At 37.8% G+C, this 26,288-nt stretch carries 22 protein-coding genes; 13 read left to right on the forward strand and 9 right to left on the reverse strand.

The window, feature by feature from the left end:
• Positions 1-6 precede the first annotated feature (6 nt).
• Both ORNRH_RS10130 and trpS read right to left on the reverse strand, forming a co-directional pair.
• Positions 7-336, reverse strand: coding sequence for a HesB/IscA family protein (locus tag ORNRH_RS10130; RefSeq protein WP_014791748.1), 330 nt, complete (start codon positions 334-336; stop codon positions 7-9).
• Positions 337-454: 118 nt separating this feature from the next.
• Positions 455-1,429 carry a tryptophan--tRNA ligase gene (gene trpS, locus ORNRH_RS10135; protein ID WP_014791749.1) on the reverse strand — a complete coding sequence of 325 codons (975 nt, stop codon included), beginning with the start codon at positions 1,427-1,429 and terminating at the stop codon, positions 455-457.
• A 336-nt stretch (positions 1,430-1,765) separates the two neighbouring features.
• On the opposite strand from trpS, the gene ORNRH_RS10140 reads away from it, so the two are divergent.
• Positions 1,766-2,500 carry an SIMPL domain-containing protein gene (locus tag ORNRH_RS10140; RefSeq protein ID WP_014791750.1) on the forward strand — a complete coding sequence of 245 codons (735 nt, stop codon included), beginning with the start codon at positions 1,766-1,768 and terminating at the stop codon, positions 2,498-2,500.
• A gap of 68 nt (positions 2,501-2,568) precedes the next feature.
• Here ORNRH_RS10140 and ORNRH_RS10145 read toward each other — a convergent pair whose 3' ends face one another.
• Positions 2,569-3,198 carry a lipoprotein signal peptidase gene (locus ORNRH_RS10145; RefSeq protein ID WP_014791751.1) on the reverse strand — a complete coding sequence of 210 codons (630 nt, stop codon included), beginning with the start codon at positions 3,196-3,198 and terminating at the stop codon, positions 2,569-2,571.
• A gap of 363 nt (positions 3,199-3,561) precedes the next feature.
• On the opposite strand from ORNRH_RS10145, the gene nrfH reads away from it, so the two are divergent.
• The 4 genes from nrfH to ORNRH_RS10165 all read left to right on the forward strand — a co-directional run bounded on the left by nrfH (position 3,562) and on the right by ORNRH_RS10165 (position 10,201).
• Entirely contained in the window at positions 3,562-4,212 is a 651-nt protein-coding gene (nrfH, locus tag ORNRH_RS10150; protein WP_014791752.1) for a cytochrome c nitrite reductase small subunit, read from the forward strand.
• A complete protein-coding gene (gene nrfA, locus ORNRH_RS10155) occupies positions 4,212-5,714 on the forward strand; it encodes an ammonia-forming cytochrome c nitrite reductase (protein WP_375600446.1) in 1,503 nt (500 codons plus the stop codon). The genes nrfH and nrfA overlap by 1 nt, the downstream gene beginning before the upstream one ends.
• 91 nt (positions 5,715-5,805) lie before the next feature.
• A complete protein-coding gene (gene ccsA / locus ORNRH_RS10160; RefSeq protein ID WP_014791754.1) occupies positions 5,806-8,934 on the forward strand; it encodes a cytochrome c biogenesis protein CcsA in 3,129 nt (1,042 codons plus the stop codon).
• A gap of 25 nt (positions 8,935-8,959) precedes the next feature.
• Positions 8,960-10,201 (forward strand): alginate export family protein, encoded by a 1,242-nt coding sequence (locus ORNRH_RS10165; RefSeq protein WP_014791755.1) that lies wholly within the window; start codon positions 8,960-8,962, stop codon positions 10,199-10,201.
• Between the two features lie 177 nt (positions 10,202-10,378).
• Here ORNRH_RS10165 and ORNRH_RS10170 read toward each other — a convergent pair whose 3' ends face one another.
• Positions 10,379-12,340 carry an alpha-amylase family glycosyl hydrolase gene (locus ORNRH_RS10170; RefSeq protein WP_014791756.1) on the reverse strand — a complete coding sequence of 654 codons (1,962 nt, stop codon included), beginning with the start codon at positions 12,338-12,340 and terminating at the stop codon, positions 10,379-10,381.
• A 276-nt stretch (positions 12,341-12,616) separates the two neighbouring features.
• Positions 12,617-13,441, reverse strand: a complete 825-nt coding sequence (folP, locus tag ORNRH_RS10175; protein WP_014791757.1) for a dihydropteroate synthase — start codon at positions 13,439-13,441, stop codon at positions 12,617-12,619.
• A 108-nt stretch (positions 13,442-13,549) separates the two neighbouring features.
• On the opposite strand from folP, the gene ORNRH_RS10180 reads away from it, so the two are divergent.
• From ORNRH_RS10180 to ORNRH_RS10190, 3 genes are read left to right on the forward strand one after another with little or no spacing between them, the layout of a single operon-like run.
• The gene (locus tag ORNRH_RS10180) at positions 13,550-14,092 is read left to right on the forward strand and encodes a DUF1599 domain-containing protein (protein WP_014791758.1); all 543 of its coding nucleotides are present in this window, start codon (positions 13,550-13,552) and stop codon (positions 14,090-14,092) included.
• Entirely contained in the window at positions 14,089-15,213 is a 1,125-nt protein-coding gene (locus ORNRH_RS10185; protein ID WP_014791759.1) for a BT_3928 family protein, read from the forward strand. Before ORNRH_RS10180 ends, ORNRH_RS10185 begins: the two co-directional genes overlap by 4 nt.
• 3 nt (positions 15,214-15,216) lie before the next feature.
• Positions 15,217-16,290: an ABC transporter permease gene (locus ORNRH_RS10190; protein ID WP_036602009.1), complete on the forward strand. Its 1,074-nt coding sequence runs from the start codon at positions 15,217-15,219 to the stop codon at positions 16,288-16,290.
• A gap of 98 nt (positions 16,291-16,388) precedes the next feature.
• On the opposite strand, the gene ORNRH_RS10195 is transcribed toward ORNRH_RS10190, so the two are convergent.
• The 3 genes from ORNRH_RS10195 to mtaB form a co-directional block, all read right to left on the reverse strand.
• Positions 16,389-16,895 (reverse strand): inorganic diphosphatase, encoded by a 507-nt coding sequence (locus ORNRH_RS10195; protein WP_014791761.1) that lies wholly within the window; start codon positions 16,893-16,895, stop codon positions 16,389-16,391.
• An 81-nt stretch (positions 16,896-16,976) separates the two neighbouring features.
• Positions 16,977-17,630: a hypothetical protein gene (locus ORNRH_RS10200; RefSeq protein WP_014791762.1), complete on the reverse strand. Its 654-nt coding sequence runs from the start codon at positions 17,628-17,630 to the stop codon at positions 16,977-16,979.
• On the reverse strand, positions 17,627-18,958 hold the full coding sequence (mtaB, locus tag ORNRH_RS10205) for a tRNA (N(6)-L-threonylcarbamoyladenosine(37)-C(2))-methylthiotransferase MtaB (protein ID WP_014791763.1): 1,332 nt from the start codon (positions 18,956-18,958) through the stop codon (positions 17,627-17,629). The genes ORNRH_RS10200 and mtaB overlap by 4 nt, the downstream gene beginning before the upstream one ends.
• Positions 18,959-19,077: 119 nt before the next feature.
• On the opposite strand from mtaB, the gene ORNRH_RS10210 reads away from it, so the two are divergent.
• A complete protein-coding gene (locus ORNRH_RS10210; protein ID WP_014791764.1) occupies positions 19,078-19,824 on the forward strand; it encodes a hypothetical protein in 747 nt (248 codons plus the stop codon).
• 30 nt (positions 19,825-19,854) lie between these two features.
• Positions 19,855-20,622, forward strand: coding sequence for a hypothetical protein (locus ORNRH_RS10215; protein WP_014791765.1), 768 nt, complete (start codon positions 19,855-19,857; stop codon positions 20,620-20,622).
• A gap of 71 nt (positions 20,623-20,693) precedes the next feature.
• Here ORNRH_RS10215 and ORNRH_RS10220 read toward each other — a convergent pair whose 3' ends face one another.
• Positions 20,694-21,170, reverse strand: a complete 477-nt coding sequence (locus ORNRH_RS10220; protein WP_014791766.1) for a lipocalin family protein — start codon at positions 21,168-21,170, stop codon at positions 20,694-20,696.
• Positions 21,171-21,321: 151 nt separating this feature from the next.
• On the opposite strand from ORNRH_RS10220, the gene ORNRH_RS10225 reads away from it, so the two are divergent.
• Genes ORNRH_RS10225 through ORNRH_RS10235 form a run of 3 tightly spaced genes read left to right on the forward strand, consistent with a single transcriptional unit; the run spans position 21,322 to position 26,287 of the window.
• Positions 21,322-22,830: a sulfatase family protein gene (locus ORNRH_RS10225; RefSeq protein ID WP_014791768.1), complete on the forward strand. Its 1,509-nt coding sequence runs from the start codon at positions 21,322-21,324 to the stop codon at positions 22,828-22,830.
• Entirely contained in the window at positions 22,827-24,014 is a 1,188-nt protein-coding gene (locus ORNRH_RS10230; protein WP_014791769.1) for a PNGase F N-terminal domain-containing protein, read from the forward strand. The genes ORNRH_RS10225 and ORNRH_RS10230 overlap by 4 nt, the downstream gene beginning before the upstream one ends.
• Positions 24,015-24,034: 20 nt before the next feature.
• A complete protein-coding gene (locus tag ORNRH_RS10235; RefSeq protein WP_014791770.1) occupies positions 24,035-26,287 on the forward strand; it encodes a GH92 family glycosyl hydrolase in 2,253 nt (750 codons plus the stop codon).
• Position 26,288 lies beyond the last annotated feature (1 nt).

Genomic DNA, 26,288 nt, shown 5'->3' on the forward strand with positions numbered 1-26,288 from the left:
TTTAAGTTATAATGAAAAACTTTCACCACAACCGCAAGTTCTATTGGCATTAGGATTATTAAAGACAAAACCTTTCCCGTTAAGCCCTCCCGAATACTCGAGCGTAGTGCCCACAAGATAGAGGAAAGATTTTTTATCGACTAAAATCCTTGCGCCATTATCTTCAAATAATTTGTCGTTTTCAGTTTTTTCTGTATCAAAGCTTAAATTGTATGACAAGCCAGAACATCCCCCGCTGATGACACCTACGCGAACATAAGCGTTTTCAAAGGATTTTCCTTCCTCGGCGAGCAATTGCTCCAATTTGGTTTTAGCTTGTTGAGAAACTTTAATCATGATTTTTGTCAATTATTTTTACAAAATTACAGATTAATTTAAAACTAATCTAATTTGAGACAAATAATCTGATGATATAATCATAAATATTTTTTATGATTAGGGATAAAGGCTAACATTATTTATTGATGTAGCCTAATTTTTCGCGTACTCTTTTCAGCGTTTCGTTGGCAATCACGCTAGCTTTTTCCGCACCTTGCGCTAGTGCTTCATCAATTTCTGAACGATTGGCTAAAAGTGCATCGAATTTCTCACGAGCCTCTCCAAATTTTTCAGTAATCAGTTCAAAAAGAGCTTGTTTAGCGTGTCCGTATCCATAGCCACCTTTTGTATAATTCTCCTTCATTTCAGCGATTTGGCTTTCGTTTGCCATCGTTTTATAAAGGTTGAAAACATTGCAAGATTCATAATCTTTTGGCTCCTCAAGCGGTGTGCTATCTGTCTGAATGCTCATAATTTGTTTTCTCAGTTGTTTTGCTGGTAAGAAAACATTAATGTAGTTACCGCGAGATTTGCTCATTTTTTCGCCATCAAGACCAGGGATATACATTGTGGTTTCGTTAGTTTTTCCTTCTGGCATTACAAAAGTTTCGCCCATCAAATGGTTGAAGCGAGCCGCCACATCACGCGTGATTTCAAGGTGTTGCATTTGGTCTTTTCCCACAGGTACTACATTGGCGTCGTATAACAAAATGTCTGCCGCCATTAAAATAGGGTAGGTAAAAAGTCCGCCATTTACATCGTCTAGACGCCCAGCTTTGTCTTTAAAAGAGTGCGCCAAAGTCAATCTCTGGTATGAGAAAAAGTTTAGCAAATACCATGTGAGCTCAGTACATTGTGGAACATCTGATTGACGATAAAATACAGATTTAGAAGTGTCTAATCCCAATGCAAGCCAAGCGGCAGCCGTTTGGTAAGTATTTTCTTTTAAAACTTCGGCATCTTTAATTTGGGTTAAAGAGTGCAAGTCTGCAATAAATAAAAAACTCTCGTTTTTCTCGTCTTTTGCCATTTCGATGGCGGGTAAAATTGCTCCCAAAATATTTCCTAAATGGGGCGTTCCTGTACTTTGTAAACCAGTTAATACACGCATTTTTATATGTTTTATTAAACAAAAATTGTAGACTCAGAGAAAAAGATTTTCGTAAGATTTTACAATTTTCATTGAAACTTTAAGTTATGTAATATATTCGTTTAGGTGGCTATTGCTGCCACAATTTGGCGAAGTTACGATATCTTTACTTTTTACACAAATTCCTATTTTTAGACCTATTTCTGACTTTAATTGCAAAAACTTAAATAAATAATATTTAACTAAAAAATACTTTAAAATTTAACTTTTTTAAATGATTTTGGTCTAAAGTTTGTAATTTGATATTCATTCTCTTTAACATTTAAACTTAATTATTTAAATATCTTAAAAAATGTCATGAAAAGTAAATTAGTCATTTCAGTAATCATCGCTGCACTTGGGTTGATTATTGCAACATGGGTTTTTGGTGTATCGCTTAAAAACAGAAACGAAAAACAAAACACAATTTCTGTTACAGGACTGGGAACGAAGCAGTTTACCTCCGATTTGATCACATGGTCGGGTAAATTCTCTACCACGGGCATTAACTTAAAAGAAGTCTATGATGCCTTGGCAAACGATAAATCGGTTATTTACAACTATTTGATTTCTAAAGGGGTGAAACCTGAAGAAATTGTATTCTCTGCAGTAGATATTGAGAAAGAATATGATTATGAAACCAATAGCGATGGTTCGTCTCGCCGAGTGTTCACAGGTTATGAATTGACTCAAAGCGTTTCGATTGAAAGCCAAGAGGTGTCTAAAATTGAAAATTTGTCAAGAGACATCACTGAAATCATTAATCAAGGAATTGAATTTACATCGTCTTCGCCTAAATATTTTTATACCAAATTAGCTGAAGTAAAACAAGATATGATTGCCAATGCGACCAAGGATGCTAAAGAGCGTGCAGAAAAAATTGCAAATAATGCAGGTAGCAAACTCGGGAAACTTAAAAAGGCATCGATGGGAGTGATCCAGATCACAGCACCAAACTCTGACGAAGATTTTTCATACGGCGGAACATTTAATACAGCTTCCAAAGAAAAAGAAGCGAGCATCACTATCCGATTGGAGTATAATGTGGATTAAATGTATTTGGTTATTAACGAAAAAAGCTTTCTCCGCGGAGAAAGCTTTTTTTATATATCTTAAAATAGTTAATGAAATGCTTTTTTCTGGAAAATCAAAAGCAAAGCACCGCCCACAGAAATAGCACTATCTGCTATATTAAACACAGGCGAGAAGAAAACACCTTTGGCTCCTCCAATGATTGGAATTGCCTCTGGGATATTGTAATTAAACAAAGGGAAATACAGCATATCCACCACGCAACCTTGGAATAGGGGGGCATAGCCTTCGAAATTTAATTGAGAAACGCCAGGGTACCAGCGGTTCCATTGATGCAATTCGCTGTTCCAAGTGGTGCCCGAATCGAACATTACGCCATAAAAAGTGCTATCGATTACATTGCCCAATGCTCCTGCCAAAATAAGCGACATGGGAATGATGAAATAATTATTTTTCATGTATTTTTTCCACGGTCCTATAGTCACTGCCCAAACGATAGCCCCACACATTATCCAGCGCAAAATCGCTAAAAGAGACTTGCCGAGTGGTCCACCCCAGTTCATGCCATATGCCATGCCAGGATTCTCCACAAATACGATTTTAAACCAATCAAAAATATCAAAGGCCTCGCTATTGATGCCAAAATGTGTTTTGATGTAGATTTTAGAAACTTGGTCTATGATTACGATGATAATCGCAATGATTGCAAACTTTTTCAAATTGTATATATTAAAGTGTAAGTGGCAAATTTAATAAAAAACTAAAATATTTCAAGATTTAATTGTATAGCCCAAAAAGCAATGCCGAAATTGCAAACTAAAAGTAAGGTGTAGCATTATAACTAAACCCCTTTATTTTGTTGTTTTTTTATTTAGAATAAATTTAAATATAAGGTTTTTAACTTATAATTATTCTAAATTTTAAAAAGGGTAAAAAGGTATTTAATTCGTAATATATTGATTTTTAGAGGAATTAGTACAATGTACACTTACCCTTGATCTTTAGATAGCCTTAAACACTGAAAAATATCATTGCTAGAGAATTTTATGGGGCTTATTTTCGCGAAAAATAATGCAAAAGTTATGAACGATAATCATAATTCAGATCATAAAAAGAGACGCTTTAGTATATTACCATCAAAGAAGTGGCAAGTTCCTGCCATAATATCTTTTGGTGCTTTATTGGGGTTAGGTTTTTACACTTTGCATTTTAGTAAAGCTACATCCTATCTTTCAGACGATCCCAAGGCATGTATCAATTGCCATGTGATGACACCTGAGTACATGACTTGGGCAAAGAGTTCGCATCGTAGAGTAGCTTCATGTAATGATTGCCATGTGCCTCATGACAATATTTTTGCTAAATATTTCTTTAAGGCAAAAGATGGGCTTTATCACTCTTATGTCTTTACAACTCGTACAGAGCCACAGGTGATAAGAGCTAAGGAAGCCTCTATAAATGTGATTCAAGAAAACTGTATCAGATGCCACGAAAATCAAGTGACAGATGCTAAAACAGCAAGTACTGTGCAGCATCATGTAGAGAATAGGACTTCTCGCACTTGCTGGGAATGCCATGAGCAAGTGCCGCATGGTAATGTGAAAAGCTTATCTTCTGTAGGGTATTTGATAGAGCCTACTACAGATGTAACGAATGAGAATGAACAAATTGTTCCAGAATGGTTGCAAAAGAATGTTCAAGAAAATAAGTCTAAAAAACAAGAAAATAAATAATTAAAATGAAAAATTGGTTCTTTTTTATCGTAACGATTGTGGCTGTTTTCTTTTTAGGTCTTTTGATTTCTAACATCACCGACCGAAAAGCAGAAGCAAAGTATGCTTATCAGCCGAAAGTAAAGATTGCTGAAGACCGTATTGAACCACGCGACTCAATATGGGGGCTAAACTATCCAAGACAGTATCAATCTTATCAGCAAACAGCTGATACCACCTACAGATCTCCTTACTACACTAGTGGGAAAAGAGATGTCTTGAAAGATGAACCATCTTTAGTAGTCCTTTGGGCAGGATACGGATTCTCTAAAGACTACACTCAGCCAAGAGGTCACTTCTATGCAATCGATGACATTAGAGAAACGCTAAGAACAGGTGCTCCTATGAAACCAGGAGATGGACCTATGCCATCTACTTGCTGGACATGTAAAGGTCCAGATGTGCCTAGACTTATGCAAGAAATGGGAGTTGCTCAATTTTATAGCAAGAAATGGGGAGATTTAGGTTCTCAGGTAGTTAATAGAATTGGATGTGCAGATTGCCACGACCCAAAAACTATGAACTTAACAATTACCCGCCCAGCATTGGTAGAAGCATTTAATGCTATGGGACAAGATGTTAAAACACAATCTCATCAAGAAATGAGAAACCTTGTGTGTGCACAATGTCACGTAGAGTACTATTTCGATAAAAATAAAGTAGAAGGAGCTCAATACTTAACTTTCCCTTGGCATAATGGTAAAACAGTAGAAGGAGCTGAAAGATACTATGATTCAATCAACTTCTACGACTGGGAGCACCCATTATCAAAAGCTAAAATGTTGAAAGCACAGCACCCAGATTATGAAATCTTTAAACAAGGTGTTCACGCAAAAAGAGGCGTTTCTTGTGCAGACTGCCACATGCCTTACAAATCAGAAGGAGGACAGAAATTCACAGATCACCACATAGGATCTCCATTACAAAATCCAGAAAATTCATGTTTTGTATGTCACAGAGAGAGCGAGAAGAATTTAGTGGCTGATGTATATGAAAGACAAACTAAAATCAAAGAATCTACAAGATATTTAGCTAAAGAATTAGCAAAAGCACACATCGAAGCTAAAAAAGCTTGGGATTTAGGAGCTACCGAAGCACAGATGAAAGATATCTTACTTGGATTAAGACATGCTCAATGGAGATGGGATTACTCAGTAGCATCTCACGGGGCAGCATTCCACGCACCAGTTGAGGTAGCAAGAATCGCAAGTAGCGGTATCCAAGAAGTAGCACAAACTAGATTGAAACTTTCTAGATTGTTATCACAATTAGGATGGAACAAACCAGTAGAGTTCCCTAACTTAGATAGCAAAGCAGAACTTCAAAAATACATAGGTCTTGATATGCCAAAATTGAAAGAAGATAAAGAAAAATTCTTGAAAGAAATTGTTCCTCAATGGTTGCAACAAGCCAAACAAAGAGAAGCAAAATATGGCGTACAGCAAGTATCTATGGCTAAATAATACAACATTTAATTAGAATTTTAAAGACTATCCTTTGTGTAAAACATTGGGATAGTCTTTTTTACTGAATAAATATTTGTAAAATTAAAGCATGAAAAAAATCTTTCAATTTTTAGTTTCAACCAAGGTTTCCATGGTGTTGCTTTTCATTTTTGCTGTGGCAATGGCTGTGGCAACTTTTGTGGAAAATGACTATGGAACGCAAGTTGCTCGCGCTCAGGTGTATGAAGCTTGGTGGTTTGAACTTTTAATGCTTTGGCTTTCAATTAATTTTATTTTTCATATAAAGAAATACAACCTCCTGAGTAAGAAAAAATTGGTGATAGGGCTCTTTCACATAGCTTTTGTAATCATCATTCTAGGGGCGGGAATCACGAGATTTTTTGGTACAGAAGGGAATATGTCTATCCGCGAAGGGCAGGCAGTAAATTATTTCCTCTCTGCCGAAAAATATGCTCAAATCAAATTTGAGGATCAATTAGATTTGGCTTTAGTAAACATTATTCCTTATAGTTTTTCTGGAATCGATAAATCTTTGAAACTAAACGACGAAAAATTTAATTTCAAAGTTGTAAAATACTTTAAAGCTGCAATTCCAGAATTAAAAGAAGGGAAAGACACTATTATGGAAATGGCTATTTCCAGAGGGCAGGGAAGAGAGGATTTGCATGTCGTAAATCGTGCAGAAATCCCGTTGCCAAATGCTGAAAAGTTAAGCTTTAACTATAAAAATCCTTCGGCTTTTATTCAAATTTTTAAAGAAAACGGAGCTTGGAAAATCAAGTCTAGAGAAAAGTTGTCTATCGTGGAAATGATGACGCAAAAAATGTCGGTTTTGCCTGCCGATACAGTTTCAAACTTGGTGTATAATACGCTATACCAGTGGGGAGACGCGACATTTTTAGTAAAAGATATTGCCGAGAATAAACAACAGTCTTGCTCCGAAGCACCGCAAAGTTTAGAAGAATTTTACCCAAAAATGGTGGAGGTGGAAATCACCGATGCCGATGGGAAAAATATAGCAAAATCATATTTTCCGTTTACCAACAAGGCACCTGAATGGAAATCCTTTCAATACAAAGGGAAAACTTATCAATACACATTTGGCTCAGAAAAGAAATTCTTGCCATTTGCTTTAAAATTAAATAAATTCGAGATAGAACGCTACCCAGGAAGCCAAAGTCCGTCGGGATATGCGAGTGATGTGCAAGTGATTGACAAGGAAGAGGATAAGGATTTTGAGTTTAAAATCTATATGAACCATGTTTTGGACTATCGTGGCTATCGTTTTTACCAATCATCGTATGATGCCGATGAGCAAGGAACACTACTTTCTGTGAACAAAGACCGATTGGGGACGCTGGTGACTTATACAGGCTATGCACTTTTATTTATTTGTATGATTCTCACTTTGTTTGCCAAGGCGAGCCGTTTTTCAATTTTAAATAAAAGATTGAGTAAGATTAAAAAATCCATTAATTTAATTTTGTTTTTTGCACTAGGAATGGGAGCTATGCATGCACAAGATTTTGAGAGCAGCATTACGCCTCAAGAAAAAGCCAATGAGTATGGGCGTCTCGTGGTGCAAGATTTAGATGGGCGAATGAAACCGCTTACTACTTTGGCTTACGAGATTTCGCGAAAGTTAAATGGCAAGACTAATATTGCGATAAGCACAGCTGATAAGACTTATAAACTCTCGCCAGAACAGTTTTTATTAGCCATTCAAATTGATCCGAAATTATACAGCCAAATTCCGATTTTTAAAGTAGATGATGAAAAATTGGGCGGATTACTCAAAAAAATGAACTTGCCCGTTCAGAAATATTATGCGTTTGATGATTTAATCGATGAAAAAGGGACTTATCTTTTGCACGATGAGGTGGAGCGAGTGAATCGCCTCAAAGCTTCAGACCGAAACGATGCCGAAAAGGAATTACTGAAATTAGATGAGCGATTTAATATTTTTTATGGCGTAGTAATGGGAGATTTTTTGCGATTATTCCCAAACAAAAATGCTGAAAACAATGAATGGTTTACCGCCAAGCAATCACAAAAAGATTTTACACCAGAAGATGCAACCTTTGTTCAAAATATAGGAAAATACTATTTATCAGCACTTGCAAAAGCCAACGCTCAGCCAGAATTTAATGCCGAAAATTACAAAGACGCAGATGAAAGTTTGCTCTACATTTCGGCGTATCAAAAGGAAATAGGCAAAGAAGTATATCCTAGTGAAACGATGATTGCAGCCGAAACTTTTTATACCAAAGCCAATATCGGAAATTATCTATTTGGATTTTTTATGGTTTTGGGCATTATTCTTTTGGTCGTAAACATTTTGGGGTTATTCAGTACGCAAAAATCGCTGAATTCAATATTAAAAATAGGCTACATTTTATCGTTCATCGGATTTTTAGTCTTCACATTTGATTTAGGTTTAAGATGGTATATAGCCAAGCACCCACCATGGAGCGATGGTTTTGAAATGATGCTTTTCGTGTCATGGGGCGTTTTGCTTTTCGGTTTGTTGTTTAGCAAAAAATCATCTTTTGCTTTGCCTGTGGGATTATTATTTTCGGGCGTTTTGCTATTTGTGAGTTTCTTAGATTGGCTCAATCCAGAAATCACAAACCTTAAACCTGTATTACATTCCTATTGGCTAAAGATTCATGTCGCAGTGATTGTGGGGAGCTATGCACCATTGGCACTTTCTGCGGTATTAGCCTTGCTTTCTTTGGTTTTAATCATATTTAAACCAAAAATGCCAAGCAAGAGATGGTGGGCTGCGATGCAAGAGATGTCGATCGTGAACGAAATGTCGCTTACCATAGGGCTGTTTTTGCTCACAATCGGGACATTTTTAGGCGGAATCTGGGCAAATGAAAGCTGGGGACGCTACTGGGCTTGGGATCCTAAAGAAACTTGGGCTTTGATTTCGATTATGGTATATGCCATTGTTTTGCATTTGAGATTAATCCCAAAATTAGCCAATGCTTTGGTGTATAACTTATGCAGTATGTGGGCGTTTGCGAGTATTATCATGACATCGTATGGCGTGAATTATTACCTCAGCGGGTTACACTCATATGCCAAGGGAGATCCCGTTCCTGTGCCGGTTTGGGTGTATTGGGCAGTGGTAATATTTGGAATAATCAGCGTGTTAGCCACTATTAAATTTTATAAATTAAATAAAAACGAACAGAAAAAATTAAGATAGAATAATTAAAATTAAATTTTTTAGTATGAAAAAGTCAATTTTATCGTTAGCTGCAATGATGGCAGCTGGAGTATCATTTGCTCAGTTGAGCATCGATGCAAACTTGAAAACTCGTTTTGAGTATCGTCATGGTCAAGCTGATTTGTATGTAAAAGATACAGATCCTGCTACTTTTGTATCTCAGCGTACAAGATTAGGCGTTAACTACAAAAAGGATTTCTTGGAATTGCAAACTAGCTTACAAAATGTGAGCGTATGGGGAGATGCTGGGCAACCAGGTGCTTCTGAAGGTGTAGGAATCTACGAAGCTTGGGCTAAATTAGGCATGGGAGAAAACTTTAGCTTAAAATTAGGTCGCCAGCCACTTTCTTATGATGATGAGAGAATCCTAGGAGCTCTAGATTGGGCACAAACTGGTAGAACTCATGATGCAGCTTTGTTAAGCTATAACAACAATGGGCTTTCTGCAGATGCTGGTTTTGCTTACAACCAAACAGGAGAAAACAAATTGGGTAATTATTACGATCTACACAATGCGTTTTCTTACAAAACTATGCAGTACCTACACTTGAACAGAAAATGGGCAGGGACTACTGCTAGTGTATTGATGATGAATAACTCATTCCAAGCCCCTCAACAAGATAGAGTTTATGCTCGCCAAACATTGGGAGGATTCATCAACTCAAACATCACTCCAGCGTTTAACTTAACAGGTAGCGTATACTACCAAACAGGTAAAGCAGCTTATGATGTGAATTTATCTGCATACCAAGCAAGATTAGAGTTAAATTATATTCAGCCATCTTACCAATTTGGTCTGGGAGCTGAGTTGTTGAGTGGTACTAAATATGATGAGACAGAGAAAAGCCACACATTCGTTCCATTATATGGTACAAACCATGGATTCAACGGATTTATGGATTACTTCTATGTAGGAAACTACGCTTCGCCAAGCAGCAAAGGTTTAAACGATTTCTACGGAAAAGTAGCGTTTAATGTAGGCGGAGATGCTAAACTTTTAGTTCAGCCACATGTATTTCTTGCAAATGCTCAAATCGCTCCAGATACAGACAAATACTTAGGTACAGAAGTAGATTTAGTGTATTCAAACTCAATTTCAAAAGACATTAAATTGAATGTAGGTTACTCACACATGTTTGCTGCTGAAAGCATGGAACTTGTAAAAGGAGGAAAACATGGAGAAATCAACAACTGGGCTTGGGTACAGCTTTACATTACTCCAAACTTATTTAAAAGTAATAAATAATATTATTTTTGATTAAATTTAAAAGCCATTGTTCGCGATGAACAATGGCTTTTTTTATGAATTTAAATTAATAAGTTATCTTATTTAGATTAAAACCTAGTTTGCTTAAATATAGAAGCCTTTAGCTTATAAAAATAAGACACAGAATTTTAAATCTTGAAAAAAATAACACAAGCCTTATTTCAATACAATTGCGGTGCGACTTGGTAAGTAAATTCTGAGCGTATTGTCAGGCGTTGGATATTTAATACTAGTATCCAATCGGTTGAACCCGCCAAATCTTTCATCATCGGTGCACAATTCTACTTCCAAATCTTTTTCAAACGGAACATGAATTGTAAAGTCACTATAGCTTTCTTGTCCAAAATTGAACAAGAACATGCGTCCACCTTTTGTGAAACCTAAAATACCTTTTTGGTTATCTTCATAAATTTTAAACTCATCTTTGGCATTTAGTATAGAAGATTCTTTTAAGAAATGAACCATCTCGCCATCAAAATTGTTTAAGAATTTATATTTTAAGTGATCTTGTTCTGGCAACGACCATTGGCGTTTGGCATAAGCATAAGACCAGTTATTTCCCTCTCGAGGGAAATCAATCCATTCTGGGTGCCCAAATTCGTTCCCCATAAAGTTCATATAGCCCTCGCCACCTAGAGCTGCCGTTACAAGACGAATCATTTTGTGTAAGGCAATTCCGCGATCAACAATAATGCTTTTGGTAAATACACTCATGTTTTCGTACATGTCTTTGTCCATGAGCCAGAAAGCGATTGTTTTATCGCCTACCAGTGCTTGGTCGTGGCTTTCGGCATAAGCAATGCTCTTTTCGGTGCGGCGTCTATCAATCAATCGCCAGTACAGTCCGCCCATATCCCATTCTTCGTCTGATTTGGTTTCAAGCGTATCGAACCAGAAATCTGGAATGCCCATAGCCAAGCGATAATCAAAGCCCAATCCACCTTCGCACACTGGGCGGCATGCGCCAGGCATTCCGCTCATGTCTTCGCAAATGCTGATCAATCCTGGCTTTAAGTCATGGATTAATTCATTGGCAAGTTGAAGGTAAATGATGGCGTCGTTATTAGTGTCTTGGAAATATTTGCTGTAATGATCAAAATTCACATGCCCAAAGTGATGGTAGAGCATGCTTGTTACCCCATCGAATCTAAATCCATCGAAATGGAATTTTTGAATCCAATATTTAAGGTTGGAAGCCAAAAATCTTTTCACTTCAATTTTAGCATAATCAAATAAGCGAGAATCCCAATCTGGGTGCCATCCGTTGAAGTAGAGCTCCGTTCCATCTAGTTCGGCTAAGCCTTCGTCACGGTTTTTTACGGCGTGGCTATGCACTACATCTAGAATCACGGCAAGTCCGTTTTGGTGAGCCGTATCGATTAATTCTTTTAAATCATCTGGCGAGCCGTAGCGCGAAGATGGTGCATAAAAGTTGGCTACTTGATAACCGAACGAGCCATAATAAGGATGCTCCTGCACCGCCATAAGCTGAATTACATTGTATCCTAATTTTTTGATTTTAGGAATCATAAATTCAGTAAACTCCTTGTAGCTACCCACTTTTTCTTCCTCGGTAGCCATACCGATGTGCGCCTCATAAATCAACGGATTTTTAATGCTTGAAATATCAAATTTAGCATCGTTCCATTGATAAGTATCTTTGCCAGAAAATACGCCGTCAAAGGTTTTGTCTTCGTTTTGGGTAGTTTGCGTAATATAGGCAGGGATCCTGTCGAGTGCGCCGTTATCGGCGATTACATGCATTTTAACCTTAGAGCCTGGAAGTAGCTTATCAGCGTATTCGCTATCGGGTAAGAAAACTTCCCAAGTTCCAAAATTTCCTCTCTTCAGTGGGGTCACAGAACGATCCCATCCATTAAAATCTCCAATCAAAAAAACTTGATGGGCATTTGGAAGCCAATCTCTAAACCACCATCCTTTTTGCTTTTTGTCATAATTAAAACCAAAAAACTCGTGTGCGGTGGCAAATCGGTCGAGCGAGCCAAAGTTTCTCTCTATATATTCCTTCGTGTTTTCATACCACTCTATGCGGTTGATGATTTGTGGTTCAAAATCTCTTAAACTAGGATCTTGCTCAATGAGTTTTAGTTGGTGCATCTCGGTTATGTTTTTACAAAAATAAATGATTTAAGCATTTCAGCAATACAAAAACCTGAAAAATTTGAAGTAATATTTGTCACATTTGGCAAAAAAATAACAATTTATTCCGAAAAGTTTTTTATATTAGTAGCTACGAATAGTTTGTATCATAGTGTTTTAAGTTGTGGAAAATGCTCAAAATACGGATTTTTCTCTTAGTTTTTTATATTGAAAAATTGCCGTATTTTTAGATAAGATATTTTTAAAAAAATGGAATTTGCTATATTTTTTCTATCAGGAATGATAGGTTTCCCAGATTTTGACGCATTCCACAGCAGCTTTTACATCATGTACGCGCAAGATTTTGGCGTTGTTTTCAAGTGCCAGCATATTGAGTGCTGTGGTTCCGTTTTGGCTCTCTTGTACGGGGGTGTCGAGCAGTTTGTAAATCATAGATTTTCTTGAAATTCCCGTGAGAATGGGATATTTGCCAAACAATAAATCCTTTTGCTGGCGGAGTAATTCATAATTTTGGTGCAATGTTTTGGAAAATCCATAGCCAGGGTCTAGAATAATGTCGTTGATGCCTAATTTTTTAAGCTCAAATATTTTTTGGCTAAAGTATAATTGCACTTCTTCAAAAATATTGTCGTACTCGGTATTTTGAGTCATTGTTTGAGGTGTGCCCCGCATGTGCATTAATATATAAGGTACTTTGAGCTGAGCCACGGTTTCAAACATTTTGTCATCTATCGCACCGCCCGAAATGTCGTTCACAATGCTCGCGCCCGCTTGGATGCTTGCCTTGGCAACTTTAGCCCAAAAAGTGTCTACAGAAATAATGATATCGGGGAAATTTTCAACCAATTTTTCAATCACGGGCAATATGCGTTGTAGCTCGGTCTCGGCATCTAGGAAGGTAGAGTCGGGGCGAGTGGATTGTCCGCCAATGTCGATAATGCTTGCGCCTTGTTCCAGCATTTCTTCGGTGTGTCGCAGTGCCACATCTAGCTGATTGAATCTTCCGCCATCGGAAAAAGAATCGGGGGTAATGTTTAAGATTCCCATCACGCGTGGCGAATCCAGCGAGAGCAATTTTCCGTTACAATTAATCGTCATTGTTTTGAAATATTTGGTTTAAAAAACTTATTTTTGTAGGCTAAGATAGTAATTTAAAGCCATTGGTTATGGCTAATGTGCAAAAAAAATTAAATCAAACTTTTAAGTATGGAAAAAACTTTACAGCAATATGACCAAGCGTTTGCGATGTGCCGAAATTTATTTGAAAAGAAATTAGAGGATTATGGTGCGTCATGGCGAATTTTGCGTATGGCATCGGTCACAGACCAGATTTTTATCAAAGCCAATCGCATTAGAAATATCCAAGAAACCACTGAGCGTAAGGTAAATGAAAGCGAAGAAAGCGAATTTATTGCTATTGTAAATTATTCCATCATTGCATTGATTCAACTGAGCAAAGGTGCTGTGGTGCAGCCCGATATGTCGGCAGAGGAAGCCATGGTTTTGTATGACCAATACGCTCGCGAAGCCCGAGATTTAATGGAACGCAAAAATCATGATTATGGCGAAGTGTGGCGCGATATGCGCATTTCATCTATCACCGATTTGATTTTGCAAAAAATCCTGCGCGTGAAACAAATCGAAGACAATCAAGGGAAAACCGTGGTGTCCGAAGGTTTGGACGCCAATTATCTCGATATGCTGAATTACGCTATTTTTTCACTCATTAAATTAAACGAAAAAGCATGAGAATTTTAACCCAAATTGTTCGCATTTTTGTAGGAATTTTATTCATCATTTCAGGTTTAGTTAAAACTGTAGATCCCATAGGTTTTAGCTATAAATTAGAGGAATATTTCTCGCCCGATGTGTTCAATATTCCATTTTTGAAAGATTTGGCGTTGCCACTATCCATCTTTTTTGTCATTTTCGAAGTGATGCTTGGGGTGTTGTTGCTTCTAGGTGTTTGGAAGAAATTTACACTTTGGTGTTTGTGGCTTTTGATTGTATTTTTCTCATTTTTAACATTTTATTCGGCTTACTTCAACAAAGTAACCGATTGTGGCTGCTTTGGCGACGCGCTTAAATTAGAGCCTTGGCAATCATTTTACAAAGATTTAGTTCTTTTAGTATTAAGTACATTTTTATTATTTAAGCAAAAATACATCAATCGATTCATAGCAAGACCATTTTCTTATGTCATTGGAATAGTGTGGCTTGTGGCGTGTAGTTTCATCGCCTATTGGGGCGTGGCACATTTGCCGTTAGTAGATTTCAGAGCTTATGCCGTGGGCAAAAACATTTCTGAAGGAATGAAAACAGCAGATGAATTAGGACTAAAGCCGCCGAGCATTATGCTTGAGTATGAATTAGAAAACCGTGTAACACACCAGAAAATCAAGGTGGACGAAGAAAAATATTTGGCAGATAAGCATTATTGGGAAGAAGGCTCTTCGTGGGATTTGATTTCGACCCGAGAAATTGTCAAAGAAAAAGGATACACACCACCAATCCACGATTTTATGATTGATTGTGGCGAAGAAGGCGACATGACCGATGTGTATTTGTCTGAGCCAAAGGTGGTAATGGTCATAACCTCGTTGCCGTCGAGAGCGAGCGAAAAAGGTTTGGCTAAAATTGCTGAATGGGTGCAAGCCCTAAAAGCTGAAAATCCTGATATCAAGATTTTGAATGTTTCTTCTCAAAACTTAAACATTGGCGGTGTAAATTCTTGCTTAATGGATGCCACAACGCTCAAAACCATGATTCGTAGCAATCCAGGCGTGGTATTCCTAAACAAAGGAACGGTAACGGCTAAATTTGCTTGGCGTGATTTGCCGAAAATTAAAAATGTAAATGCTAATTTCTAACGGGTGGCAAGGTTCATAATCAGTAAAATACTCTATGGTTTGCTCACTTTGTGGGGTGTGGTTACCGTGATTTTCTTGCTCTTTAATGTAATGCAAGGAGACCCTGCGCGTATGATGCTCGACCAGAACGAAGACCCTGTGCAATTGGCGGCGATTCGCCATAATTTGGGCTACGACCAACCAAAATTTAAGCAGTATCTATACTATTTAAATGATTTATCGCCTATTTCTATAAATAGCAAAGACAGAGAAGATTTTACTTATTATTCTAAAGCCAAATATGGCGGAAAGGTGCTTTTTTCTACACAGAATTATGATGTAGTGCTTAAATATCCTTATTTGCGAAAATCTTACCAAAAACAAGGGAAACCCGTTGCCGAAATCATTGCTGAAACCTTGCCTAATACGCTCATTTTAGCCACCTCTGCAATTGTGATTGCATTTATTTTGGGAATTGTTTTGGGGATTATTTCTGCGGTGTTCAAAGACACTTGGATAGATAAATTTTTGCTTGTAATCACTTCGATTGGTATGAGTGTGCCGTCGTTTTTTGCCGCGATCATTATGGCGTATATTTTTGCCTATCTCTTGGTAGATTACACGCATCTGAACATGACGGGGAGTTTATACGAAGTCGATGATTATGGCACGGGCAAATATTTAGATTTAAAGAATTTAATTTTGCCTGCCATTACTTTAGGGATTCGTCCGCTTGCGGTGATTACGCAGCTCACGCGCAACTCTTTGCTCGATGTGATGAGTCAAGATTACATCAGAACCGCATTTTCCAAAGGATTGAGCAAAAAGCAAGTGATTCTAAAACACGCATTAAAAAATGCGCTAAATCCCGTAATTACCGCCACATCGGGCTGGTTTGCGGGCATGCTTGCAGGAGCCGTTTTTGTGGAATTTATTTTCGGGTGGAATGGGATAGGCAAAGAAATCGTAAACGCTTTGAACACGCTCGACCAGCCCGTGATTATGGGTGCCGTTTTGGTCATTGCATTGGCGTTTATCATCATTAATATTTTGGTGGATATTCTCTATGGCGTGCTCGACCCAAGAGTGAGAAAATAGGAATTTAGGTGTTTTTTTGATTGAATTTTGATACTAAATATAAAACACAAAAAAATCCCGAGTAATCGGGATTTTTTAATTCTTTGAAAATTATATGATTAGATTAAATCTTTCATTTTAAATTCTTCTCCGCTGTAGCGATCAAAGCAGTCTTTCAAAATTTGCTCCGCTTCTTCTTTAGTGCCCCAGCCTTGCACATCTACTTTCTTTTTCTCTAAATCTTTATACACTTGGAAGAAATGTTCTATTTCGCTTCTCATGTGCGGGTTAAGGTCTTCTAGCGTTTCAAGGTTACTCCAAACAGGGTCGCCCACAGGTACACAGATTAATTTTTCGTCTGGACCTTTCTCATCTTGCATGTGGAATACACCAATGGTTTTCACTTCGATTAAACATCCAGGGAAAGTAGGCTCTGTTACCAATACCAAAACATCTAGCGGGTCTTGGTCAAGGGCAAGTGTATTAGGAACAAATCCATAATCAGCAGGGTAGTGCATAGAGGAGAAAATAGTTCTGTCTAAACGGATTCTGTTCCATTTTTTGTCTAATTCATATTTGTTGCGGCTTCCTTTAGGAATCTCGATTAATACATCAAATGTTTTCATAGTCTTTATATGATTTAAATAATATCGCAAATTAATCATTATTTGGAAAAGCAACAAAATTAAATTCTAAAAATTTAACTTTTATGCATGGTCAAAATAGTTTTTTAATTGAATGCTTACTTTTTTGGCTAATTGCATGACCATGATATGCGTGCCACCTTTTATGATATCGGCATTTTTAATATTTCTTACGGGGAACACAATATCCCTATCGCCGTGCATGTGATGTAGATTTTTTACGACTAAATCTTTTGGATCCCAACGAATGATTTGATGGATACTCCACTTTAAATAATAAGGATCTCGGTGCGTGAAAAATTCCTTGATTTCAGGCAGCCGTCTGTCGTATAACTTTCTAAAAAAAGAATAAGAAAGAAAACTGTCTGAAGTGAAAAAACGCATCGGAATCAATCGATCGGCATTTAATTTTCCGCCCCAGCGCATCAATTTTGGGAGCTCGCTATGGTTTTTCACTGTGGAGATTAAAATCGTTTTTTTAGGCGAAAGAAAACGATTCATTTCTTGCACGATAATGCCCCCAAATGATAATCCAAGCAAGGCAAAATCCTCGCTTGTGTCTATGTTTTTTGCCATGCGTTGCGTGTAGTGCACCAGCGTTTCGCCCCTTTCGGGAATGAGCCATTCGATGAAAACGGGCTCTATCCCATCGGGGAATTTTAAAAATTTAAACGCCTTTTGGTTGGCACCGAGCCCGCTGATGCAGTAGAGTTTCATAAAATTTGCACTTCCACAATGCCGTCTGGATTAAGCATAACTAAATCCACCTCGGTGCATTGATTGATTAAATCTGGATTGTATGGCGTTTGCACTTTGATGTAATTTTCGGTATAGCCGAACATCATGCCATCTTTATTTTCTGCCTCCCACACTACTTTTCGTCGTGTGCCCAATTGAGATTGGTAAAATGCAACACGCTTTTTCTCGGAAAGAATTCTAAGCATTTTGTTGCGTTTTTTTCTTTCGTTAATCGGTACTACGCCTTCAAAATCAACGGCTTCTGTGTTGTCTCGCTCCGAATAAGTAAAGACATGCAAGTAGCTGATTGGTAATTGATTCAAGAAATTATAAGTTTCAAGAAAATGTGCTTCGGTCTCACCTGGGAAGCCCACAATCACATCTACCCCGATGCAACAATGCGGCATAATTTCTTTAATTTTAGCCACACGCTCTTGGTAAAGCCCTGTCAAGTAGCGGCGTTTCATTTTCTTTAAAATCTCGTCGCTACCTGATTGCAATGGAATATGAAAATGCGGCACAAATCGTTGGCTCTTTGCCGTGTATTCGATTAATTCATTTTTTAATAAATTCGGTTCGATAGATGAAATTCTGATACGGTGCACATCTGTCTCTTGGTCAAGTCGTTCCACGAGTTCCAAGAAGGTGTGGTCGTGCTTTTTGTTACCAAATTCACCTTTTCCATAATCGCCGATGTTTACTCCCGTGAGCACGATTTCTTCAATCCCTTTTTCGGCAATTTCTTGTGCATTTTTTAGTACATTTTCCACGCTGTCGCTTCGCGAAATTCCACGCGCAAGCGGAATGGTGCAATAGGTACATTTGTAGTCGCATCCGTCTTGCACTTTTAGGAAAGCACGCGTTCTGTCGCCAATGGAGTAGGCACTTTCGTAAAAATCAGCTTCTTCGATTTCGCAAGAGTGAATTTGCGTGTTTTCCTTGTTTAAGCTATCTAAAAAATGGACAATATTAAATTTTTCTTTTGCCCCCAAAACCAAATCCACACCTTCCATAGCTGCGATTTCTTCAGGTTTTAATTGCGCATAACATCCCACCACAATCACAAAACCTTGCGGATTGGCTTTTTGTGCCATCTTCACCACGCGTTTGCAATCTTTGTCGGCATTTTGCGTTACCGAGCAGGTGTTTATTACATACACATCGGCAGGCTGGTCAAACTCCACTTGCTCATAGCCACCTTGTTTGAGCGAACGAGCAATGGTGGAGGTTTCGGAAAAATTGAGTTTGCAGCCAAGGGTATAGAAAGCTGCTTTTTTATGTAGATTGTTATTTTGTGACGCATTCATTTTGCAAAAATAATCATTTTTAGGATAGAAATATCTTGTATTAAATCTTAACACATAAATATTGTTCAGTAAAATGAAAAAAGTATTAAATTAGCCAAAGAATTCAAAATTAATTTCACATGAAACGACTTTCTACCCTTATTTTTATTATGTTTTTTGCAATGCTTCATGCTCAAAAAAGTATTGATGTGCAAGCTCGTTTTTTAGAAAATACCAAATATGAAGCTACGGCTAAATACGAGGTGAACATGAAGGTACTTGATAGCGATGAGTCCTTAGATATGAATTTTGTATTCAAAATGGATTTTTTGACGGGTAAGAAATCGGGAGAAAAAACGCCTATCGTCATCAAGATGAATAAGATGGATTTTAAAATCAACGAAAATTTAATTCCGATTTCTTTTAATGGCTTGAAGATGTATGGCATTGCCGAAAATGGAACCAAAATTAGCATTGATTCGGTTGCGGGGACTATGATGAATAGCGAAGTGAAGAAGCAGCTCAAAAAGACATTTGACCAAATGAAACAGTACGATTTCTCTGGGAAAATCAAAGTGGGAGAGTCCAAAACTCTATCCCTGCCAATTGAGATGGATGGAGATAAAGTGGTGGCAGAAATGGTTTACACGCTAGAGCGTATCGAAAACAATCACGGGGTATTTAATTTCAAAGGGAAAATTCCAGAATATATGAGCAATCAGGGCTTAAAAACCAATATAGAGCTAGAAGGGAAACTTTTCTATGATATTAAAAACTTTTTCTACGATATAAACGATATCAATATGAAAATGAAAATGCAAAAAGGATCAAAAACCATCAATGCATTAGGAAAATTCGATATAAGAATTAACATCGTTAAAGAATAAAAAAACGAATTTTAGCTATTTTTTAATTCAATGAAAAAAGCATTTTCTCTACTATTTTTGTTCGTATTATTTGGGCTAAATGCGCAAAAATCCGTTAGGCTAAAACCTGGATTTTATCCCAAAAAGCATTACCAAATTGAGTCCAAATCATTGATCAATATATTTGGGCAAGGAAATGCAGTTGCGATGCTTGAGCAGTTTACAATCGAGATAAAGACGGGGCGGAGATTCATTTTTATCATTCCATTTTCGGGAAAGATTACCGAGAGCACCTTTAGAGCCAATGGGCAAGAAATTCAGCCCCAAGAAAAAATTGTGGGTGCAGATTTTAGTGGGCTTTCAAATGGCGAAATCCTGCGTATTGATACGATTGCGATAAAAGAGAAAAGCATACTTGAGCGATTGAATAATGTTTTTGGAACAATGAATGATTACAATCAATTTCTAAAAGGAAGAATGCGAATAGGCAATCGTTTTGTGATGAGGTTGCCCATGCAAGAAATTCAAAAATATATGAAAGGGGAGAATAAAGATTCTGACATTAAAATCATTTATACGCTCACCAAGATTGATAAAAAATATGCATATTTGGATTTATCTGTCGAAATGCCAGAACTGGAATTTGAATCTGGAATCATCTCTAAACTAAAAGGAAAAGGAGGGGCGAGATATGATAAGGATGCCAAATTCTTTGATAAAAATGATGTAACGATCGAAATCTCGCTTTCGCAAGATGACAAGAGTGTAGATATTATAAACGATATTTCGCTAGACACTAAGGTTTTAGATTTAAACTAGAAATTCTTTAAATACAAAAAAACAGCCCTTAAAACTAAATTTAAGGGCTGTTTATATATAGAGAAAAAGTATTATTCAATTTTGATGTAAGTATTGATCAAAGTTTCCTCTTTACCATCTTGGTCTCTATCTTGCGTTTTGCCTTTTAAAACCAAAGTTTTGCTATCTGGAAAGCTCACTAGATAGTCAGGAAATTGCAATCCATTGATAGTTAAGTGTTCACCATTTTCAGTAAAGTTATAGTATTCTATCTCATTGTTTAAAGGTATGCAAGTATCATTTTCCCCTTCAGTAAAGCTCTCATGGAAGTATTGATTTTTTTGATTAAAAGCAATATAATCTTTCTTAGCACATTCGTTCTCCTCACGAAAATCAAAGGTATTTGCTTTGTTGTTACTCGTATTTATGATTTTTTTCTCCACCAAATGCCACTTGCCTAAAAGTTTTCCATTGTATAGATTAGTTTTCGTATTATCATCATCGTTTTTACAACTTGTAAAAAGGAAAGATAAGCCCAATAAGCCTGAGAGTAAAACTATTTTTTTCATAGCATAAATTTTAATGCAAATGTCAAAAGTAGTGCCAAATGAATGCGTTACTAAATTGAATTTAAAAAATCACCAAACAAAAATCATGAGCATACTACTGATTGAAATCCTAAGAAAATATGTATATTAGCCTAATTGTAATTAAAATTTAATGAAAAAGGCTATTTTATTATCGAGCCTCATGAGTGTTTCGGCACTAGCGATGGCTCAGAAAAAATTAAGTTCAAAACCCAATATCGTAATCATTTATGCAGATGATTTGGGAATCAACGATTTGTCTTGCTATGGGGCTAAAGAAATCAAAACGCCAAACATAGACAAATTGGCGCAAAATGGTGTGAGGTTAACCAATGCTTATGCTGCAGCGGCAACCTGTACGCCGAGCCGTTTTTCATTGCTTACAGGCGTTTATCCTTGGAAAAACAAAAATGCCCGAATCCTAGAAGGCGATGCGCCGATGCTCATTCCACAAAACGACCATAATTTGCCAAGCCAATTGCAAAAGGCAGGCTATGTTACGGGCGTAGTGGGAAAATGGCATTTAGGTTTAGGAAATGGCAAAATGGACTGGAACCAAAAAATCACTCCGTCGCCCAACGATATAGGATTCGATTATTCATTCATCACCGCAGCTACCAACGACCGTGTGCCTACTGTTTTTGTAGAAAATCACTCGGTGGTGGGCTTGGAAAAATCAGACCCGCTCAAGGTGAGTTATAAAACCAATTTCCCAGGTGAGCCTACGGGAAAAGACAATCCAGAATTGCTGAAATTAAAACCTTCGCAAGGGCATAATCAAAGTATCCATAACGGAATTCCACGCATCGGCTATCAAACGGGCGGAAAGAATGCCCGCGACCAATGGGTAGATGAGGATATGGCAGATCTTTTTGTGAAAAAGGCAGAAAACTTTATTTCAGAAAATAAAAATAAACCATTTTTCTTGTACTACGCACTGCACCAGCCACATGTGCCGCGCACACCGAATCAGCGTTTTGTGGGGAGTACCAATTTAGGACCAAGAGGAGATGCCGTGGTAGAAGCCGATTGGTGTGTGGGACAAATCATGGAACAGCTTAAAAAAGAGAATTTGCTAGACAATACTTTAGTAATTTTCAGTAGCGACAATGGTCCTGTGCTTGACGATGGCTACTTTGATGGGGCAGAGGAGACCAAAAATCTTCATCAGCCTTGGGGTAAATATAAAGGTGGGAAATATAGCATGTACAACGCAGGGGCAAATATTCCTTTGATTGTATATTGGAAAGACCAAACCCCGCAAAAGGTGTCTGATGCTTTGCTTTCTCAGATTGATTTACCTGCATCTTTGATGGATTTGGTGGGAATGAAAAATGTAACTTTTGCCGATTCTCAAGATTATTTAAAAACATTTTTGGGCAAATCCAACAAGCACCGCAAATATCTGTTGCACGAGGGAATGCAAGGTAAAATTGCATTGAGACAAGGCAAATGGTCTTACATTCCGCCGTATGACGGGCCTAAAATGGTGCCATGGGGTGTAACTATCGAAACAGGAAATGCCGACAAACCACAATTGTACAATTTGTGCCAAGACCCAGGCGAGACCAAAAATGTTGCTGAAAAACACGCAAATAAAATTAAGAAATTTGATAATTTAATTAAAGCTTCAATGCAATGATACATTTTAGAAATTGCTTCCTTTTTTGTTTAACTTTTTGTGCAGTTGTGCTTTTTGCACAGCAACCACAAACGGTAGAAGTGTTTAAAAATACACTCGTAAATTTCAGCAACGAGGGCGAAATCCCGAATACGATTCGTTTGCAAAGTGGTCGGCTTTTAATTAAAAAAGTAAAAGCACCCGTATTTAAAAAAGGAACAGATGTTTCTATCAAAGTAAAATTGCGTTCTAATGGTGATTCTTGGGACAAGGCGGGCTCTGTTTTTGTTTTAAGCCCTAAAGATCAAAACAATATTTTAAAAATAGCGCAAGGCAAAGCCAAATTCCCAAGTGGCTCTGCACCCGAGGCGGGGTTTAATGGCGTGCTGCCTGCAGAAGGCTACAATCCGCCTGTGGAATTGATGCGTTTTATGACGCCTTTTGGCGTAGGACATTTTAGCGACACGATTAAATTCCCCAAAACCAAATTAGGGCGTCCTGTGAGTGTGCCTACTTGGGCAGATTTTGTGGAGTGGAATCAGGATATTTCGCAATTGCAATCTTTGTTGATGGGCGAATTTTATGTCGGTGTTTGGATTGATACTTGGACTAAAGAAGGCTATTTGGTAGACATCAGTTTGGAATATTCGGGAAGACCTCGCCCGATTAAAAAAGTGCTCCCGCTTGTGAGCACAGTCTACTACATTGATGGACAAAAAATCCCTGATTTCTTTTCAAGACAAACTTTGCAGATGTCTTTTGATTTTCCAAAAGTGAAAAAATCAACTCAACCTGAACTATACTACATCACTTCGGGGCATGGTGGGCATGAAAAAGGCGATGAATTTGTGAAAAAACAAAATACCGTGAGCATAGATCACAAGCCCGTTTTAGATTTTATTCCATGGAGAGATGATTGTGCTTCGTTCAGAAGGTTTAGCCCCACGAGTGGCGTTTGGGTGCAGAAAGACACGGCAAGATTTTACAACGATGCGGGCGGGGTAGAAACTCGCGTGATTGAAGAACGATTGGCGTCTTCGGATTTGTCTCGCTCTAATTGGTGCCCAGGTTCGCAAGTATTGCCTGAAATTGCCCCTGTTCAATTATCGCAAGGAAAACATGTTTTAGCTATAAAAATACCTGCCACTGCCAATAAGGAAAATCAACAAAATCATTGGATGGTTTCGGCATATTTGGTGTACTAAAAAAACTTCAATTTAAATAAATGAAAAAAATAATTGTTTTATCCCTTGGATTGCTTGGGAACCTACTTTTAGCACAAAAAGCAATCGATTATGTAGATCCGTTCATTGGCACCTCCAATTTTGGAGCTACCAATCCTGGAGCCATTGCGCCGCGTGGCATGTTGAGCATTTCGCCGTTTAATGTGGCGTTTGATACCACGGGCATTAAAAATCCTTTAGAAAAAGATAGCCGATGGCTTTCTAATCCATATGTGCACGAAAATACATTTTTCACAGGTTTCACGCATGTGAATTTGAGCGGTGTAGGCTGTCCAGATTTGGGCGTAATCATCGCTATGCCCACCATGGGAGATTTAGAACTAAATCACTTAAAATATGGTAGCACTTACCACGACGAAAAAGCAAAACCAGGCTACTATGCTTTGACATTGGATAAATATAACATTAAGGCAGAAGCCACTGCCGATACAAGAGCGGGCATTACTCGCTATACTTTCCCCGCAGGGCAAGCCAATTTAATCATCAATCTTGGTTTGGGCTTAACCAATGAGCAAGGAGCGGTGATCAAAATGAATAATAATCAGGAATTTCAAGGAATGCGTATGGTGGGCTCGTTTTGCTACAATAATGCAGAAGGGGCATATCCCGTGTATTTTTATGGCAAAGTTTCGATTCCTGCCGAGGAATTTGGTTCGTACAAAGTGGCAGATAACTACCAAGGCGTAGAAGCGCAATGGATGACCTATAACGGACAAACTTTGCTAAAACCTTCGTTCACTAATGAAGTCATAGGCGATAGCATCGGCGGTTTTTTTAGTTATAATTTTAAAAAACCGACACAACTTGAATTAAAGATTGGCGTTTCGTATGTAAGTATTGAAAATGCTAAAGAAAACTTGATGAAAGAAATCGGGCAAAAAGACTTTAACCAAGTGGTGGCGCAAACTCAAAACGCTTGGGAAGATAAACTCTCAGTCGCTGAGGTAGAGGGCGGAACTTTAGACCAGAAAAAAATATTTTATACAGGACTATACCACGCATTGATTCATCCCAATATTTTAAACGACATCAATGGCGAATTTCCTTTACACAAACGCGTGGGCATAAAGAAAACCAATCACCAGCGATATACCGTATTTTCGTTGTGGGATACCTACCGCAATTATCATAGCTTATTGTCGCTGTTATATCCACAAGACCAGTTGGATATGGTAAATACAATGCTCGATATTTACGACGAAACAGGTTGGTTGCCAAAATGGGAATTAAACAACACCGAAACCTTTACCATGGTAGGCGATCCTGCCACCGTTGTTTTGGCAGATACCTACATGCGTGGCATCACAGGTTTTGACAAGAAAAAAGCTTACGAAGCCATGCTAAAAGGTGCAACGCAAATGAAAGACAATCCGCTACGCCCAGGGATTGATGATTACTGGACATATGGCTATGTGAGTTTAAATTCAGGTGTGCCTGGTCCTGTTTCCACTACTCAGGAATATAATATTGCGGATTTTGCAATTTCTCAATTTGCGAAAGTGATGGGAGATAAAGAAAATCAAAAGAAATTTGATACTCAATCTAAAACTTACCGAAAATTATATGACAAAAAATGGAGTCTTCTAGTACCAAAATACAGAAATGGCGAATGGCTAAAAGACTTTAATCCAGAAAAAGGAGCCAATTTTGAAGCCAACGAGGGCTACATCGAAGGAAACGCCTATCAATACACATTTATGGTTCCGCAAGATATTCGTGGTTTAATAAAACTAATGGGCGGAAACAAAAATTTCGTGAAAAATCTAGATGCCGTGTTCGAAAAAGGACAATTCGATATGGCAAACGAGCCAGATATCGCTTATCCTTATCTATACAATTACATCAAAGGTAGCGAGTGGAAAACCCAAATGCGTGTAAACGATTTATTGAACAAATATTTTACAACACAACCTGCAGGGCTCCCTGGCAACGACGACACGGGCGTAATGTCTGCTTGGGCGATGATGAGCATGATGGGCTTTTATCCTACCGAACCAGCCGTTGCTAATTATGCACTTACGGCACCTAAGTTTACTAAAATTAAATTACGCTTAAATCCAAAATTCTTTGGAAACGATGCGGTGGAAATCATCTCCAATGCAAGCCCAGAGAACATTTACATTCAGCAAATTAAAATAGATGGTAAGAAACATAATTCTTACTTCATCACCGATAAAGAATTGAAATCTGCAAAAAAAATAGAATTTATACTGGGAAATCAACCCAAAAAATAAA

This window comes from Ornithobacterium rhinotracheale DSM 15997 (assembly GCF_000265465.1).
GTDB lineage: Bacteria > Bacteroidota > Bacteroidia > Flavobacteriales > Weeksellaceae > Ornithobacterium > Ornithobacterium rhinotracheale.